Genomic DNA, 16,697 nt, shown 5'->3' with positions numbered 1-16,697 from the left:
GGTGAAGCGGCCGCGGAAGCGCGCTTCCAGCGTCGCTGTCATCGATATCGGCTCGAACTCGGTTCGTCTCGTGGTCTACGAGGCGATGGCGCGCAGCCTCATCACAATCTTCAACGAGAAGGCGCTGTGCGGGCTCGGGCGCGAGGTGCAGAGCACCGGCCTGCTCGCAACCGATGCCGTCGATAAGGCCCTCACCGCGCTGCGCCGTTTTCGCGCGCTGTGCAGGATCCAGCAGGTCGGCCGAGTCTACGCGATCGCGACCGCGGCCTGCCGCGACGCCAAGAACGGTCCGGACTTCATCGCCAAGGCCGAACGCATCTGCGGCGCCAAGATCGAGATCCTCACCGGACCACGTGAAGCGAAGCTGTCCGCGCTCGGCGTCGTCTCGGGGGTGCACAATCCGAACGGCATCGTCGGTGATCTCGGAGGCGGCTCGCTCGAACTGATCGATGTCAAGGGCAGCCGCGTGCGCAGCGGCGTGACGCTGCCGCTCGGCAGCCTCGCGCTGCAGGACCTCTCCAACAAATCGCTCAAGCGCGCCGAACGCATCGTCAAGAACGAGCTGCTCGGCGTCGCCCAGCTCAAGACCGGGCGCGGCCGTACCTTCTATGCGGTCGGCGGCACCTGGCGTGCGCTGGCGCGCATTCATATCATCCAGAGCGGCTACCCGCTCAAGGTGATGCACGGCTATTCGATCCCGGCGGCCGACGCACTCGACTTCGCGCAGCGGCTGCGACGGCTGGCGGCCACCAACATGCTGGCCAATATCGAGTCGGTCGCCGATGCGCGGCGGCCGCTATTGGCCTATGCCGCACTCGTGCTCGAATACATCATCCGCGTGGCCCAGCCGAAGACCATCGTGTTCTCGACCTTCGGCGTGCGCGAGGGCTTGCTCTACGAGATGCTGCCGCAGGCCGAACGCGCCAAGGACGGACTGCTCTGCGCCGCGCAAAATCTCAACGAATTGCTGTCGCGCTCGGCCCGCCACGCCCAGGAGCTGACGGCGTGGACCGACCGGCTGGTGCGCGTCGTCAGGCTGCGCGAGACCGAGGAAGACCGAAGGCTGCGGCACGTCGCGTGCCTGCTCTCCGACATCGGCTGGCGGGTGCATCCCGATCATCGCGGTGAGGAAACCCTCAGCCTGATCATGAACGGCAATTTCGGCTCCATCACGCATCAGGGCCGCGCCTTCGTTGCGCTCTCGGTGTTCTATCGCTACGCCGGGCTCAGCGAGGAAAACGAGCCGCCGCCGCAGATCCGCGCGCTGGTGACGCCGGCGATGGACGAGCGCGCCCGCGTGCTCGGCGCCGCATTCCGCGTGGCGCATCTGATCACGGCGGCGCGCACCGGCGTGCTGCCGGCAACCCATTTCCGCACCCAGGGCCGCAAGCTGATGCTGGTGTTCGAGCACCGGATGGTGGATCTGGTCGCCGACCGCGTCGGCAGCCGCTTCAAGCAATTGGCGCGGCTGGTCGGGCGCGCCGGCTCGATCGTGCGGCGTTAGGGCTCACGCCGACTTGTCAGGGCTCCGCCTTGGTTAGGGCTCACGCCGCCTTGGCGGCGTGCTTGGCCTTGCGGAGTGCGTGGCGGCGCCAGATCGACCCCACGACCAGCACCACGATGATGCCGAGCACCGCGAGCGCGATCTCGCCGCCATTGCCGCCGTGCGCGAATTGCGGCGACATCCCGACCGACGTCAGCCAGGAATCGAGCTTGGCACCGAGCGGTCCGGCGAACAGCGCGTCCAGCTTCGGATGCACGGCGGGATCGGTCGCGATGACGTCGCCCGCGATCCAGCCGAGCAGAGCGGCACCGGCCCAGACCAGGACCGGCAGCTTGGTGAGCAACGCCATGATCAGCGCCGCGCCGGCAACGATCAGGGGAACGCTGATCGCAAGTCCGAGCACCAGCAGTGGCACGCTGCCGTTGGCGGCGGCGGCCACCGCGATCACATTGTCGAGGCTCATCACGATATCGGCGACGACGACGATCTGAACCGCGGCCCACAGATGCGCGGCCGCGTGCACGCTGTCCTCGTCCTCCTGCTCCGGCACCAGCAGCTTGGCGGCAATCACGATCAGCGCCAGTCCGCCGACCAGCTTCAAATAGGGAAGCTCCATCAGGCTGGCGACGATGCCGGTGAAGATGACGCGCAGCAGCACTGCCGCGGCGGCGCCGAGAATCATGCCCCACAGGCGCTGGCGCGGCGCGAGCCCGCGGCAGGCGAGCGCGATCACGAGCGCGTTGTCGCCCGACAGCAGGACGTTGATCCAGATGATCTTGCCGACGGCGACCCAGAAGGTCGGCGTCGCCATCTCGTTCTTGAATTCGGTGAAGAACGCGCCGATGTACGCCGGATCAAAGATCTGCCACAGCCAATCCACAGCGAGTTCCTATTCGGCCTTGCGGCCGCCCCTTGGCGGCGGTCGTCCGCCGCTCCCCGGTTTGTTTCAACACGGTCTCCGCTGGAGACCGTGCCACGTCCAGTGATGCGGCGTTAGCCGACGATCTCGTTACCCGAGAAGAACTGCGCGATTTCGATCACCGCGGTCTCCGGAGCATCCGAACCGTGCACCGAATTCTCGCCGATCGACTTTGCATAGAGTTTGCGGATGGTGCCTTCGGCGGCCTTCGACGGATCGGTCGCGCCCATCACGTCGCGATATTTCAGGATGGCGCCCTCGCCTTCCAGCACCTGGACCACGACCGGGCCCGAGGTCATGAACTCGACCAGTTCGCCGAAGAACGGACGCGCCTTGTGGACAGCGTAGAAGGTCTGGCCTGGCCGCGGGTCATCTGGATGCGCTTCTGCGCCACGATCCGCAGGCCCGCCTTCTCGATCACCGCATTGACCGCGCCGGTCAGGTTGCGCTCGGTGGCGTCGGGTTTGATGATCGAAAAGGTGCGTTCAATCGCCATGATTTCGTCCTTGTAAACGGTGGCTGGGAGTTGCCGGGGCTTATATCGGCGCGATGGGGTAACGGCAAGCGACCCTGTGACGCGTTAGCCTTTAGTTTTGAGCGCATTTTCACGACGAAAACCGTCGTTAGGGCGCCCTCCGGACAGCGGCCGGCTCGGCCAGCTACCGCGATTTCACCTAGGTGAACCCATTCTGTCAGCGCCGTGCCGCTGCCGTTCAGCTCAAGTCACATAGGCTCTGCAGCGATCGGACGCCTTGCTGGCCCCCCATCCGCAAGCCTCACAGGACGTCTCGGGAAATGTCACCGCGGGCGCGTCGCGCGCGCCCATACCTCGAGGAGACGATCATGTTACGCAAACTCTCGCTTGCCGCCGTCGCCGCGGTTTCGCTCGGTGCCGCCGCGCTCGCCCCGACCTCCGCTTCTGCGTGGGGTGGTTGGCATGGCGGCTGGCACGGTGGATGGCACCACGGCTGGTGGGGCGGTCCGCGCGTCATCGTCGGCGGCCCGGCCTATTACGGCGGTTATGGCTACGGCGGCGGCTGCTGACGTGCGCCGCGTGGTGCCGACCCCGTGGGGGCCCCGCTGGCGCCTGGTCAACCGCTGCTACTGATCCATCGAATCGACGACTGCTCCCCTGACTTGCTTCTCGCCCCGGCCCTCGCGCCGGGGCTTTTTTCGGGTCCGCCGGGGGAACCCGGGCATATGATGGGACCCACTACCTCAAGGCGAGAGCAAGGCGCGGAAACCAAATTCGGGGTCGCGACTTGTCATGGCGAGGAGCTACTCGAACATGCGAGGTGGAACTCGCCAAGAGACATGCCATGACGATGACAATGAGCAAGATCGACAAGGACGCCGATCAGATTGATCACAAGACCTGCCGTTACATCTGCGATGCCGTAGGCGAACGGCTTCAGCAAAGCATGCGGCCAGAGCCCGCGCTTTCGTCTCGCCTGCAGCAACTCCTCGATGAGATGCAACGACGGGAAGGCGATCGCCATTAGACGTTGAGGGCTGACCAGCAGCCCAATTGCGTTTTTGCAACAGCTCCGGGAGAGATTTTACGAACAGACGGGGTTGCGTTTGGCGGCGGGTCCGGTGACAACGCTGCATGCTCTCCATCACTGACATCTCGGTCCGGATCGCCGGACGGCTGTTGATCGATCACAGTTCGGTGCAAATTGTACCCGGAGCCCGCGTCGGATTTGTCGGCCGCAACGGCGTCGGCAAATCGACGCTGTTTCACGCCATCCGGGGCGACATCCCGACCGAGAGCGGCAGCATCGCGCTTCCGCCGCGCTGGCGTATCGGCAGCCTCGCGCAGGAAGCGCCCGACGGGCCCGAAAGCCTGATCAACGTCGTGCTGAAGGCCGATCTCGAGCGCGACGCGCTGCTGCGCGAGGCCGAGACGGCGCACGATCCGCACCGGATTGCCGAAATCCAGACCCGGCTGGTCGACATCGACGCCCATTCCGCGCCCGCCCGTGCCGCGGCGATCCTCTCCGGCCTCGGCTTCTCGACATCAGACCAGGCGCGGCCGTGCGCGGAATTTTCCGGCGGCTGGCGCATGCGCGTGGCGCTGGCGGCGACGCTGTTCTCCGCGCCCGACCTCTTGCTGCTGGACGAGCCGACCAACTATCTCGATCTCGAAGGCACGTTGTGGCTCGAGAACCACCTCGCCAACTATCCGCGCACGGTGATCGTGATCAGCCACGATCGCGACCTGCTGGACACCTCGGTCGATCAGATCCTGCACCTCGATCGCGGCAGACTGACGCTCTACAAGGGCACCTATTCCTCGTTCGAGGAACAGCGCGCCGCGCGCGAGTTGCTCGACGCCAAGCACGCCAAGCGGCAGGCCGATGAGCGCAAGCGCCTGCAGGATTTCGTCGACCGCTTCAAGGCCAAGGCCTCGAAGGCGCGGCAGGCGCAGTCGCGCGTGAAGATGCTGGAGCGGATGAAGCCGATCACCGCGCTGGTGACCCAGGATGTTCATGAGATCTCGTTCCCGGCGCCGGAGAAGCTGCTGTCGCCGCCGATCATCGCGGTTGATGACGTCTCGGTCGGCTACGAGCCCGGCAAGCCGGTGCTCAATCGCGTGACGCTGCGCGTCGATACCGACGACCGCATCGCGCTGTTAGGGGCCAACGGCAACGGCAAGTCGACGCTGGTCAAGCTGCTGGCGGGCAAGCTCGCGCCGTTTGCCGGCCGGATCACGAGGGCCGACAAGCTGTCGGTCGGCTATTTCGCTCAGCACCAGGTCGACGAGCTCAATCTCGACGGCTCGCCCTATGATCACATCCGCAAGCTGATGCCGGAGGCGCCGGAGAGCAAGGTGCGCGGCCGCGTCGGTGCGATCGGCTTCTCCGGCAAGGCCGGCGACACGCTGGTGAGGAGCCTGTCGGGCGGCGAGAAGGCGCGGCTGCTGCTCGGGCTTGCGACGTTCTACGGCCCGAACATGATCATCCTGGACGAGCCGACCAACCATCTCGATATCGACAGCCGTGCGGCACTTGCGGAGGCGATCAACGAATTCCCCGGCGCCGTCATGATGGTCTCGCACGATCGTTATCTGATCGAGGCCTGCGCCGACCGCCTGTGGGTCGTGGCGAACCAGACCGTGACGGCCTATGACGGCGATCTCGACGAGTATCGACGCATGATCCTGTCGGCCAATGACGGCCGGCCGGCCTCGCGCGAGCGCGTCAAGGAGCCGGCAAAGCTGGAGCGCGCCCGCAATGAAAAGCGTGCTTCACCCAGGCAGCGGGTCGCGCAAGCCGAGGCCGAGATCGAGCGCATCAACGGCATCATCGCCAAGATCGATACCGCGCTCGCATTGCCCGATATTTTTACCCGCGACCCCAAGCAGGCCGCGCAACTGACCAAGGCGCGCGCCGGCGCCGAGAGCGCGTTACAGCGCGCCGAGGAAGACTGGCTGGAAGCCAGCGCCGAACTCGACGAAGCGGCGAATTAGATTTGACCAACCGGGCGGAGCGGTGTCGTCCCTGCTTTCGCAGGGACGACGTGTGGAGAGAGCCTGGGCTCATTCTTTCCGGTATCACGCCCGCGCATGCAGGCATCGACCTGCCGCTGCGGCGAAAACGCTTTAGCCGTGCGAGGTCTTTTTCTTCTTCGGCTTCGCCTGCTTCGGCTCGGGCACGGGATCCGGGCCGCGTTCGACGGACGATAGGCGCCCCGAGGTAAAGGTGTAGATGCCGGCGCGCGCGCCGCGTGACCAGGTCACGACCGCAACGCGCCCGCCGCCCGGAGCACTGGACAGGTTGACGCTGTCGGGAGCGCCGATGCCGCGCACGACGTCGCATTCAGTGTGGCCGAGTGCAACGCTGCCGCCCGTTGGCTGCGGCGGCGGTGCACCGCCGGCCTGCGCGTTGGCATCGGTGGCGCCCGGCGGCGGTGCCATGCCTGGACAGCTGCCGTCGGCACTGACGAGATCGTCGTTCGTTACCGGCTTGTCCGGCGTCAGTGGCGGCGATTCGATCGAGATGTTGCGGATGAACACCCGCCCGGGACGCGAGAACCATTCCGCATCGCGCGAAAACAAATCGGATCCGGCGCCCGAACAGCCGGCAAGTCCCGGTGCAAGCACCAGCAACGCCAGCAGCGACTTCCGACTGAATGTTCCGTCTCGCACGATCGACAAAGCTCCTACCCCTTACCTAAGGGCTTGTCCGAACATCACTTTGCGGCATGACCGTGGCCCGCCCCAAGAAACGTCGAATTATCATTAATTAGTCGCTATCTCTATTGGCGCCGCTGCCAGCGTCCCCGCTCGTCGGTCTGCCAATAGGTGACCTCGAAGCCGCGCGCCTTGCAAGCAGTCCAGCTTTCCCTGGCCGAGGCCACCGCGTCGGGGTCGTCGCCGTTGAACACAAGGACCACCCGCTCGTAGCTGTCGCAGTCGGCCGGCAGCGCCGCATTGTCGACCAGGAAGCGGACATCGGCCCGATTCGGATTGCCCTCCTCGATCGACAGGATGATCGGCTGGTCCTGCGCGTCGGCAACGCGCGAGGTTGCGTGCGGCAGGAATGAATCGTCGCTGTAGGTCCACAGATGCGCGTCGAGCGTCTCGGCACGCTCCTGTGACGTCGATTGCACGACCACGCGCCAGCCGCGCTCGAGCGACTTCTCGAGCAGCGGCGGCAGCACGCTCTCCAGCGTCATGTTCTGCAGGTGGTAAAACAGAACCTCGGTCATGCGCCGGCCGACACTTTATCTCTTGGCTTCATAATAGTCGGAGACCAGCCGCTCGAGCAGCCGGACGCCGTAACCCGAACCCCAGCTCTGATTGATCTCGGTCTTCGGCGCGCCCATCGCGGTGCCGGCGATGTCGAGATGCGCCCACGGAGTGCCGTCGACGAAGCGCTGAAGGAACTGCGCTGCCGTGATCGAGCCGCCGTTGCGCCCGCCGGTGTTCTTCATGTCGGCAAATTGCGAATCGATCTGCTTGTCGTATTCGGGGCCGAGCGGCATGCGCCACACCTTCTCGCCGGTCTCGAGCCCGACCTTGGCCAGGCGCTCGGCGAGCTCGTCATTGTTGGAGAACATGCCGGCGTGATCGGTGCCGAGCGCGACCATGATCGCGCCGGTCAGCGTGGCCAGATCGACCATGAATTTCGGCTTGAACTTCTTGGCGACGTACCAGAGCACGTCGGCGAGCACGAGGCGTCCCTCGGCGTCGGTGTTGATGATTTCGATGGTCTGGCCGGACATCGAGGTGACGATGTCGCCCGGACGCTGCGCATTGCCGTCGGGCATGTTCTCGACAAGGCCGATGGCACCGACCGCATTGACGCGGGCCTTGCGCGCCGCGAGCGCGTGCATCAGCCCCACCACGCAGGCCGCACCGCCCATGTCACCCTTCATATCCTCCATGCCGCCGGCCGACTTGATGGAGATACCGCCGGTGTCGAAACAGACGCCCTTGCCGACGAACGCGACCGGCGCCTCGCTCTTCTTGCCGCCGTTCCAGCGCATGATCACGGCGCGGCCGGGCCGTGCCGATCCCTGCGCGACGCCGAGCAGCGCGCCCATGCCGAGCTTGGTCATCGCCTTGACGTCGAGCACCTCGACGCTGACGCCGAGCTTGCGAAGCTGGCTGGCGCGGCGTGCGAATTCCTCGGGATACAGCACGTTCGGCGGCTCGTTGACGAGCTCACGCGCCAAATACACACCGTCGACGACGGACGCTTCAGGCGCGTAGGCCTTCCTGGCGGCGGCAACATCGTCGACGGCGATCGAGACGTCGGCCCGCAGGGCGCCGTCCTCGCCGTCCTTCTTCTTGGTCTTGTAGCGGTCGAACTTGTAGGCGCGCAGACGGATGCCGGTGGCGATCGCGGCGGCCTGGCCGGCGGCCATCGCGGCTTCGGGCAGTTCCGCGACCACGGTCATCGAACCGCTGCCGGCATTGAGCTTGCCGGCCGCCACGCCGCCAAACTTGAGAAAATCCTTCTCCTTGAGGTCGGCCGCCTTGCCGGTGCCGATCACGATCAGCCGCTCGACCTTGATTCCCTCCGGCGCCAGGATGTCGAGGACCGCCCCACTCTTGCCCTTGAACTGGTTGGCGGCCGCGGCCCGCTTGACCGTCTCGGCGGCAGCTCCCAGCGCCTTCCGGGTGGCGGCTCCCAGCTTCAATTGGTCGTCGCAAAAGACCACCAGAATACCGCGAGCGGACGCGGAGATCGGAACAAAGCCGACCTTGACGGCGTCGGACATAGGAAAATCCTCCAGAACTCAGGGTGTTGCTCGGACCTGAGGCGGTCCTTCCGGCACGCGGGGTGAGCATTGCGATGGCGATCCGGAACCAGTCCGGACCGGGCTTGTCATACACTATGACCTGCCGGCTGCGCCGCTGCCAAGCGCCGGAGTGGCCGGAAGGCCACAAAAGCGATTAATTAACCATAAATTAAGCGTGCCTTGGCCCGGCCATTTTGTTGACGGATCAAAGGGATGGTAGTGAGAGAGTGACTAGAGAGTGAGCCGGACGGGTCCGCGGCTCGACCATAGGGGAACCCGGGTTGACGGGGATGGTCGAGAGCCGTGCGTTTGGTTGCGTGCAGGGGGCCTTGGGGGTCGTGCGGTAGCGATGGGGTCGATCGACAAGTACATCTTTAAGACGACGCTGGCGTCGTTTGCGCTTGTCCTGGTCAGCCTCACCGGCGTGATCTGGATTACGCAGGCGCTGCGCGGCATCGACCTGATGACCAGCCAGGGTCAGACCATCCTCACCTTCCTTGGCATCACCGGTCTTGTGATTCCCGCCCTGGTGCTGATCATCGCCCCGATCGCGCTGATGATCGCGATCTCCCATACGCTGAACAAGCTCGCGACCGATTCCGAAATCATCGTCATGAACGCGGCGGGCTTCTCGCCGATCCGGCTGTTCCGGCCGTTCTTCCTTGCCACCTGCGTGGTGGCGGCGCTGGTCGCCTTCATCGGCGCCTATCTCGCCCCCGACGGCATGCGCCGAATCAAGCAGTGGGACGCCGAGATCACCGCCGACGTGCTGACCAACATTTTGCAGCCCGGCCGCTTCGCCCAGCTCGACCAGAATCTGACGATTCGCATCCGCGAGCGCCTGCCCGGCGGCGTGCTCGGCGGCGTCTTCGTCGACGATCGCCGCGATCCGCAGCAGCGCGTCACCATCATCGCCGACCACGGCACCGTGCTGAAGAACGAGAACGGCTCGTATCTCGTGCTGGAGGACGGCAATCTCGAGCGATTCGAGGTCGGCAAGCGCGATCCGACGCTGGTGGTGTTTCAGCGCTACGCCTTCGACATGTCGAAATTTTCGCAGGGCCGCGACGTCACGCTTGGGATTCGCGAACGTTACCTCTGGGAATTGATGTGGCCGGACGAGAACGATCAGACCTATCAGCAGCTGTCGGGCCAGTTCTTCGCGGAGCTGCATGATCGCTTCATGGCGCCGATCTATCCGTTTGCGTTCGCTGCCCTCACCTTCGCCTTCCTCGGCGCGCCGCGCACCACGCGCCAAAGCCGCAATTTCTCGATCGGCGGCTCGGTGTTCGCGGTGTTCGGCCTGCGCATGGTCGGGTTCGCCTGCTCGGTCATGGCGGTGAAGACGCCGCTCGCGGCGCTGGTGCAGTATCTGATGCTGTTCGGCGGCATCGGCGTCGGCATCTGGATGATCGTCGGCGGCGTGGTCGTCGAGCCGCCGCCGCGGCTGATGGAAGCGATCAACAGGAACAACGAGCGCATTGCGCGCCTCTTCCGGAGGCCGGCAACCGCATGAGCATGGTCACAAACACGCTCGGGCGTTATTTCGCCGGTCGCTTCGTGGTCGCGGCGGTGGGCGTGTTCGCAGGCATCTTCGTGCTGCTCGTGCTGGTCGACTACATCGAGATGGTGCGCAAGACGTCGGGCCTCGTCTCGGCCTCCGCGATCACGGTCGCGGAGACTTCGCTATTCCGGGTGCCGCAGTTGCTCGAGAAGCTGATGCCGTTCTGCGTGCTGATCGGCGCCATGACCTGCTACCTCGCCTTGTCGCGGCGGCTGGAGCTCGTCGTGGCCCGCGCCGCCGGCGTCTCGGCCTGGCAATTCATCTCGCCGGCGCTGGCCAGTGCGATCATGCTCGGCATCTTCGCGACCACCGCCTACAATCCGGTATCGGCCAATCTGCGCGAGCTGTCCAAACGGATGGAAGCCGAGCTGTTCGGCTCGGCGCCCGGCGGCGGCATTCAGGACGCGTCCGGCTTCTGGCTGAACCAGATCAACGACGAGGGTCAGGCGATCATCAATGCGGCCCGCAGCGAGCAGCAGGGCGTGCGGCTGACCGGCCTCACCGTGTTCCGATTCGATACGGCGCTCCAGTTCAAGGAGCGAATCGAAGCGCGCGAAGCGGCGCTCGAAGACGGCCGTTGGGTGTTCAAGGGCGTGCGCCGATTCACCCTCGATAAGCCTCCGGTGGATCAGGACACCTTCTACCTGACCACCACCCTTACCCCGGCACAGGTGCGCAACAGTTTCTCCACCCCGGAAACTGTGTCCTTTTGGCAACTGCCGAACTACATCCGTTCGTCGGAGAGCTCAGGGTTCGCGACGGCTGGCTATCGCTTGCAGTATCACAAGCTCATCGCACAGCCGTTTTTGCTGGCTGCGATGGTGATGTTGGCGGCTTCTGTGAGCCTCCGCTTCTTTCGGATGGGCGGCGTGCAGAAGATGGTTTTGAGTGGCGTGGGCGCAGGCTTTCTGCTCTACGTGCTGTCGAAAGTAACTGAAGATTTGAGCAAGGCTGAGTTGATGCATCCCATCGCTGCGGCGTGGTTGCCTGTCGTTGTGGGCAGCCTCACCGGTTTCTTAGCCTTGCTGTACCAGGAGGACGGGTAGTGGCTATCGTCGCCGCCCGCCAGTTGAGGTCGCCTGCTCTCGGGCGGCGCAGTGTCCTGCGCCGTCAACGGAGCCGCATGGCCGCGTTTGGCGTTTCGATCTCAGCTCTCCTCGCCGCGTTCGTCGTGGTCAGCGCGCTCGACGTTGTCGCGTCGACGCCGGCTGCCGCGCAGGCCTTCACCTATAATCCGCGTCCGCCGAAGCCGCCCCGCCCGCCAGCCAAGAATGACGGGCAGATGCTGGTTCAGGCGACCGAGGTCGATTACGACTACAACAACCAGCGCATCTCGGCCGTCGGCAACGTCCAGATGTTCTACAACGGCACCAGCGTCGAGGCCGACAAGGTCATCTACGATCAGAAGACCAAGCGTCTTCATGCCGAAGGCAACATCCGCATGACCGATGCGGAAGGCAAGATCACCTACGCCAACATCCTTGATCTCAGCGACGACTACCGCGACGGGTTCGTCGATTCGCTGCGCGTCGACACGGAAGACCAGACCCGCATGGCGGCGACCCGCGCCGATCGGTCCAGCGGCAATTACACGGTGTTCGACAACGGCGTTTATACCGCCTGTGCGCCCTGTAAGGATGATCCGAAGAAGCCGCCGCTCTGGCAGGTCAAGGGCGCGCGCATCATCCATAACCAGACCGAGAAGATGCTCTATTTCGAGAACGCCCAGCTCGAATTCTTCGGCGTTCCGATGGCGTATCTGCCCTATTTCTCGACGCCCGATCCGACCGTGAAGCGCAAGAGCGGCTTCCTGATGCCGGGCTTCACCACGTATTCGGCGTTCGGCGTCGGCGTCGAAATCCCCTATTACTTCGCGCTCGCGCCGGACTTCGACGCGACGTTCAATCCGCGCATCACCTCGAAGCAGGGCGTGCTGTTCCAGGGCGAATTCCGCCAGCGTCTGTCGAACGGCGCCTACCAGATCCGGCTCTACGGCATCGACCAACTCGATCAGGACGCTTTCAAGGGCCAGCCCGGTGACCGCCAGTTCCGCGGCGGCATCGAGACCAAGGGTCAGTTCGCGCTGAACGACAAATGGACCTGGGGCTGGGACGGCGTGCTGCTGTCCGACTACTACTTCATGTCCGATTACCGGCTGGCCCAGTACAAGGATCCGTTCGGATCGTTCCTGTCGCTGCCGACCGAGGCGATCTCGCAGCTCTATCTGACCGGCGTCGGCAACCGCAGCTTCTTCGACGCACGCGCGATCTATTATCTCAGCTACTCCGGCAACCAGAACCAGGTTCCGGTGGTCGCGCCTGTTATCGACTACAACAACGTGATCAACAGCCCGATCTTCGGTGGCGAGTTCAGTTACAAGGTGAACTTCACCAACCTGACCCGCGAAACCGCGGTGTTCGACCCGATCACGACGACGGCCAACACCAACGGCCTGTGCCTGACCACATCCGCGGACCCGATGGCGCGCACGCCGTCGCAGTGCCTGCTGCGCGGCATGCCGGGCACCTACACAAGGCTGACCGCCGAGGCGCAGTGGCGTAAATCCTATACCGACCCGCTCGGCCAGATCTGGACGCCGTTCGTCGGCGTCCGCGCCGATGCCATCAACGCCGACATCTCGAACCAGCCGGGCGTTTCCAACTTCCTGCCGGTCGGCGACACCCAGACGGTCCGCCTGATGCCGACCGTCGGCTTCGAATACCGCTACCCCTTCATCAACGTGCAGCCGTGGGGCACGACGACCATCGAGCCGATTGCGCAGGTCATCATCCGGCCCGACGAACCCAGCGCCGGCAAGCTTCCGAACGAGGACGCGCAGAGCCTGGTGTTCGATACCTCGAACCTGTTCGCGATCGACAAGTTCTCCGGCTACGACCGCGTCGAAGGCGGCAGCCGCGCCAATGTCGGCGTGCAGGCCACCACGCAGTTCGATCGCGGCGGCAGCGTCAAGGCGATGTTCGGACAGTCCTACCAGATGTTCGGGTTGAACTCGTTCGCAGTCGCGGACGTCACCAACACCGGCATCGATTCCGGCCTGCAGAATCCGCGTTCGGACTATGTCGCGAGCCTCGCCTACTCGCCCAACCGCACCTACACGTTCAGCGTCCGCTCGCGGATGGACGAGGCGACCTGGAACATCAACCGGTTCGAGGCCCAGGCCAGCGCGAACTTCGACCGCTGGTCGGTCAGCCTGATGTACGGCGACTATGCCGCGCAGCCGGAGCTTGGCTATTTGACGCGCCGCGAAGGCATCCTCGCCAGCGGATCGATCAAGGTGGCGGCGAACTGGGTGGTTCAGGGCGCGGCGCGCTGGGACCTTGAAGCGAACAAAATCAACCAGTACGCGTTCGGCGCGGGCTATGTGGACGACTGCTTCGTGCTGGCCGCCAACTATGTCACGTCCTATACCTATCAGGCCGGCTCGACGCCGCCCGTCCTCAGCCACGCGTTCATGTTCCAGATCGGGCTGCGGACGATCGCGCAGACCTCCACGTCCAGCAGTTCGGCTGGCATGCAGTAGCGAGCGAGCGGTCTGGCGGGGTGCTTGGATTGCCTGCGGGCCTGTGGCTCCGGCTTGAATTGGTTTAAACGGCTGACATGACGATAATGACGACCGCTAGCCTGCCAACGCGCCGCCATCAGCTAGTGTTGAGTTCCCTGCTGGCTCTTTTCCTCCTGTTCGGAGGCGGCGCGCGACTGTATGCCCAGACCATCGCCGTGATGGTCAATGGCGAGCCCATCACCAATTACGACATCGAGCAGCGCGCCAAGCTGAACGCCCTGACCGGCGGCAAGACGCCTGATCGGAAGACCGTCCTCGACGAGCTGATCGATGAGAAGCTGAAGATCAAGGAAGCCAAGAAATTCGGCGTCGATCCCTCCGCCGGCGATATCGACCAGTCCTTCGGCGGCATGGCGCAGCGGATGCGGCTTTCCGGCGACCAACTCACCAAGGTGCTCGAGGGCAAGGGCATCCGCCCGGACACGCTGAAGCAACGCATCAGGGCCGACATGGTCTGGACCAGCCTGGTCCGCGGCCGCTTCAAGGAAAGCCTGCAGGTTGGCGAAAAGGACGTGGCCAACGCGGTCAAGGAGACCGGAGGCGCGGCTGAGGCCGAGGCATTCGAATACAGGATGCAGCCGGTCGTTCTGATCGTGCCCCGCGGCGCGCCGCAGTCGGAGTTCGAGGGACGCCGCAAGGAAGCGGACAGCCTGCGCGAGCGCGTCACCAGTTGCGAGGAAGCCAACACCTTCTTCAAGTCGATGCGCAACGCCGCGATCCGCGAGATCGTCGTGAAGACCTCGGCCGACCTGCCGCAGTCGCTGCGCGACATCCTGGACAAGACCCCGGTCGGCCACCTCACCCCTCCCGAGGTCACCAAGCAGGGCGTTGAAATGGTCGCCCTCTGCGGCAGGAAGGCAACCACCGTCGACACGCCGAAGAAGCGTGAGATGCGCGACAAGATGTACGTGCAGAAGTACGAGGCGAAGTCGAAGGCCTACCTGCAGGAAGTCCGAAAAGCCGCGATGATCGAATATCCAGGCGGGCGATGATCGACTATCGTTGACGCATGGCTCAACCTCTCGCACTTACATCCGGCGAGCCCGCAGGCATCGGCCCCGACATCACGCTCGCCGCATGGCTGCGCCGCCGCGAACTCGATCTCCCGCCGTTCTATCTGCTGGGCGACCGCGCCGCGCTTGCCGAACGCGCCAAGACGCTCGGGCTTGCCGTCGAGTTGGCCGAGGTCAGCGCCGCGGAGGCATCCACGACGTTCGCACGCGCCCTTCCCGTGGTTGCGACCGGCAAGACGGCGACGGCGCGACCGGGCCAGCCCGACGACACGAGTGCCGATGCGGCGCTGGCATCGATCCGGCAGGCCGTCGCCGATGTCGCCGCCGGTAAGGCCAGCGCCGTCGTCACCAATCCGATCGCCAAGAACGTGCTGTACCGCGCCGGCTTCCGACATCCCGGCCATACAGAGTTCTTGGCCGAGCTTGCCGCAAGCGGCGGGCGCGCGCCGCAGCCGGTGATGATGCTGTGGTCACCGGCGCTCGCCGTTGTCCCGGTTACGATCCATGTGTCGGTCCGCGAGGCGCTGGCGCAATTGACGACCGACCTGATCGTGTCGACCGCGCGGATCGTGGTCGCGGACATGAAGGCGCGGTTCGGCCTCGCAGCGCCGCGGCTCGCCATTGCCGGCCTCAATCCGCATGCCGGCGAAGACGGCACGCTCGGCATGGAAGACGTCGAGATCGTCGCGCCCGCGGTCGAGATCCTGCGCCGCGACGGCATTGCCGTCCGAGGCCCGCTGCCGGCCGACACCATGTTCCACGCAGCCGCGCGCAAGACCTACGACTGCGCGATCTGCATGTATCACGACCAGGCGCTGATCCCGATCAAGACCGTCGCGTTCGAGGACGCCGTCAACGTCACGCTGGGGCTGCCCTTCATCCGGACCTCGCCCGATCACGGCACCGCATTCGATATCGCCGGCACCGGCAAGGCCAATCCGTCGAGCCTGATCGCCGCCCTCCGGCTCGCCGCGCGCATGGCCGCGGCATCAAGCTAAGTGAGCACGATCGACGATCTGCCGCCGCTGCGCGACGTCATTCGCGAACATTCGCTGTCGGCGCGCAAATCGCTCGGCCAGAATTTTCTGCTCGATCTCAACCTCACCGCGCGCATTGCCCGCGCCGCGGGCCCGCTGGAAGACTCCACCGTGATCGAGGTCGGCCCCGGTCCCGGCGGCTTGACGCGCGCGCTGCTTGCGCTGGGTGCCAAGCGCGTGATCGCCATCGAGCGCGACGAGCGGGCGCTGGCTGCGCTCGACTATATCGCCAAGCGCTATCCCGGCCGCATCGAGATCGTGCATGGCGACGCGCAGCGCTTTGACCCGCGTCCCTTGCTCGATGGCGCCAAGGCCAAGATCGTCGCCAACCTGCCCTACAACATCGCGACCCAGCTGCTGGTCGACTGGCTGTCGATCGAGCCGTGGCCGCCCTGGTACGACATGATGGTCCTGATGTTCCAGCGCGAGGTCGCCGAGCGCATCGTCGCCCATGAGGACGAGGAGGCGTATGGCCGGCTCGCGGTGCTCGCCAACTGGCGCGCCGAGACCAAGATCCTGTTCGACATCTCGCCCGCGGCCTTCGTGCCGCAACCGAAGGTCACGTCCTCGGTGGTACGATTGATACCGCGCGCCGCGCCCGAGCCGTGCGACCGCCGCATGCTCGAGCAGGTCGCAGCCGCCGCCTTCGGCCAGCGCCGCAAGATGCTGCGCCAGAGTTTGAAATCGCTGTCGGTCGATCCGGCGCGGCTTGCTGCCGCAGCCGATATCGACGCGACACGGCGCGCCGAAACCATTCCGGTCGCGGGCTTTGTTGCCATGGCCCGGGAATTGGCCGATATACGGGCCACAAAATAGAACAACAGG

General features: G+C 65.1%; 13 protein-coding genes and 2 pseudogenes. 10 read left to right on the top strand and 5 right to left on the bottom strand.

What is annotated here, in order from left to right; genetic code table 11:
* Position 1 precedes the first annotated feature (1 nt).
* Positions 2-1,504 carry an exopolyphosphatase gene (ppx, locus tag ACSKB9_RS00925; RefSeq protein ID WP_438071164.1) on the top strand — a complete coding sequence of 501 codons (1,503 nt, stop codon included), beginning with the start codon at positions 2-4 and terminating at the stop codon, positions 1,502-1,504.
* A gap of 40 nt (positions 1,505-1,544) precedes the next feature.
* Here the strand turns inward: ppx and ACSKB9_RS00920 are convergent, their stop codons facing one another.
* Together ACSKB9_RS00920 and ndk are read right to left on the bottom strand one after the other, a co-directional pair.
* Positions 1,545-2,384 (bottom strand): TerC family protein, encoded by an 840-nt coding sequence (locus ACSKB9_RS00920; protein WP_438071162.1) that lies wholly within the window; start codon positions 2,382-2,384, stop codon positions 1,545-1,547.
* A gap of 113 nt (positions 2,385-2,497) precedes the next feature.
* A pseudogene (gene ndk / locus ACSKB9_RS00915) lies at positions 2,498-2,919 on the bottom strand (nucleoside-diphosphate kinase).
* A gap of 347 nt (positions 2,920-3,266) precedes the next feature.
* Between ndk and ACSKB9_RS00910 the strand changes: the two are divergent.
* From ACSKB9_RS00910 to ACSKB9_RS00900, 3 genes and pseudogenes are all read left to right on the top strand, one after another.
* Positions 3,267-3,531, top strand: a pseudogene (locus tag ACSKB9_RS00910) (sulfur globule protein precursor).
* 211 nt (positions 3,532-3,742) lie between these two features.
* A complete protein-coding gene (locus ACSKB9_RS00905) occupies positions 3,743-3,925 on the top strand; it encodes a hypothetical protein (RefSeq protein WP_038377182.1) in 183 nt (60 codons plus the stop codon).
* A gap of 107 nt (positions 3,926-4,032) precedes the next feature.
* Positions 4,033-5,895 (top strand): ABC-F family ATP-binding cassette domain-containing protein, encoded by a 1,863-nt coding sequence (locus ACSKB9_RS00900; protein ID WP_438071161.1) that lies wholly within the window; start codon positions 4,033-4,035, stop codon positions 5,893-5,895.
* A 132-nt stretch (positions 5,896-6,027) separates the two neighbouring features.
* Here the strand turns inward: ACSKB9_RS00900 and ACSKB9_RS00895 are convergent, their stop codons facing one another.
* The 3 genes from ACSKB9_RS00895 to ACSKB9_RS00885 form a co-directional block, all read right to left on the bottom strand.
* On the bottom strand, positions 6,028-6,582 hold the full coding sequence (locus tag ACSKB9_RS00895; RefSeq protein ID WP_083715152.1) for a hypothetical protein: 555 nt from the start codon (positions 6,580-6,582) through the stop codon (positions 6,028-6,030).
* 101 nt (positions 6,583-6,683) lie between these two features.
* Complete coding sequence (locus tag ACSKB9_RS00890) at positions 6,684-7,136, bottom strand: DNA polymerase III subunit chi (RefSeq protein WP_438071159.1); 453 nt, start codon at positions 7,134-7,136, stop codon at positions 6,684-6,686.
* Between the two features lie 15 nt (positions 7,137-7,151).
* Positions 7,152-8,654, bottom strand: a complete 1,503-nt coding sequence (locus tag ACSKB9_RS00885) for a leucyl aminopeptidase (RefSeq protein WP_438071157.1) — start codon at positions 8,652-8,654, stop codon at positions 7,152-7,154.
* Between the two features lie 370 nt (positions 8,655-9,024).
* Here ACSKB9_RS00885 and lptF point away from each other — a divergent pair, with 370 nt between their 5' ends.
* The 6 genes from lptF to rsmA all read left to right on the top strand — a co-directional run bounded on the left by lptF (position 9,025) and on the right by rsmA (position 16,688).
* Positions 9,025-10,191, top strand: coding sequence for an LPS export ABC transporter permease LptF (lptF, locus tag ACSKB9_RS00880; RefSeq protein WP_438071155.1), 1,167 nt, complete (start codon positions 9,025-9,027; stop codon positions 10,189-10,191).
* Positions 10,188-11,285, top strand: coding sequence for an LPS export ABC transporter permease LptG (gene lptG / locus ACSKB9_RS00875; RefSeq protein ID WP_028335173.1), 1,098 nt, complete (start codon positions 10,188-10,190; stop codon positions 11,283-11,285). Before lptF ends, lptG begins: the two co-directional genes overlap by 4 nt.
* 77 nt (positions 11,286-11,362) lie before the next feature.
* Positions 11,363-13,780, top strand: a complete 2,418-nt coding sequence (locus ACSKB9_RS00870) for an LPS-assembly protein LptD (protein WP_225159076.1) — start codon at positions 11,363-11,365, stop codon at positions 13,778-13,780.
* Positions 13,781-13,866: 86 nt separating this feature from the next.
* On the top strand, positions 13,867-14,814 hold the full coding sequence (locus ACSKB9_RS00865; RefSeq protein ID WP_438071153.1) for a SurA N-terminal domain-containing protein: 948 nt from the start codon (positions 13,867-13,869) through the stop codon (positions 14,812-14,814).
* A gap of 17 nt (positions 14,815-14,831) precedes the next feature.
* On the top strand, positions 14,832-15,833 hold the full coding sequence (gene pdxA / locus ACSKB9_RS00860; protein ID WP_438071151.1) for a 4-hydroxythreonine-4-phosphate dehydrogenase PdxA: 1,002 nt from the start codon (positions 14,832-14,834) through the stop codon (positions 15,831-15,833).
* Positions 15,834-16,688: a 16S rRNA (adenine(1518)-N(6)/adenine(1519)-N(6))-dimethyltransferase RsmA gene (gene rsmA, locus ACSKB9_RS00855; protein ID WP_057019884.1), complete on the top strand. Its 855-nt coding sequence runs from the start codon at positions 15,834-15,836 to the stop codon at positions 16,686-16,688.
* Positions 16,689-16,697: the final 9 nt, after the last annotated feature.

This window comes from Bradyrhizobium sp. BR 1433, from assembly GCF_051547665.1.
Classification (GTDB): Bacteria; Pseudomonadota; Alphaproteobacteria; order Rhizobiales; family Xanthobacteraceae; genus Bradyrhizobium; species Bradyrhizobium australafricanum.
Note: the sequence above shows the minus strand (reverse complement) of the source record. Positions and strands in the feature narration are given on the sequence as shown.

Coding starts and splice junctions, on each gene's coding strand:
- ACSKB9_RS00885 (WP_438071157.1), bottom strand. CDS start 8,654: ATGTCCGACGCCGTCAAGGTCGGCTTTGTTCCGATCTCCGCGTCCGCT.
- lptG (WP_028335173.1), top strand. CDS start 10,188: ATGAGCATGGTCACAAACACGCTCGGGCGTTATTTCGCCGGTCGCTTC.
- ACSKB9_RS00865 (WP_438071153.1), top strand. CDS start 13,867: ATGACGACCGCTAGCCTGCCAACGCGCCGCCATCAGCTAGTGTTGAGT.
- ACSKB9_RS00905 (WP_038377182.1), top strand. CDS start 3,743: ATGACGATGACAATGAGCAAGATCGACAAGGACGCCGATCAGATTGAT.
- ACSKB9_RS00870 (WP_225159076.1), top strand. CDS start 11,363: ATGGCCGCGTTTGGCGTTTCGATCTCAGCTCTCCTCGCCGCGTTCGTC.
- ACSKB9_RS00900 (WP_438071161.1), top strand. CDS start 4,033: ATGCTCTCCATCACTGACATCTCGGTCCGGATCGCCGGACGGCTGTTG.
- ACSKB9_RS00890 (WP_438071159.1), bottom strand. CDS start 7,136: ATGACCGAGGTTCTGTTTTACCACCTGCAGAACATGACGCTGGAGAGC.
- pdxA (WP_438071151.1), top strand. CDS start 14,832: ATGGCTCAACCTCTCGCACTTACATCCGGCGAGCCCGCAGGCATCGGC.
- lptF (WP_438071155.1), top strand. CDS start 9,025: ATGGGGTCGATCGACAAGTACATCTTTAAGACGACGCTGGCGTCGTTT.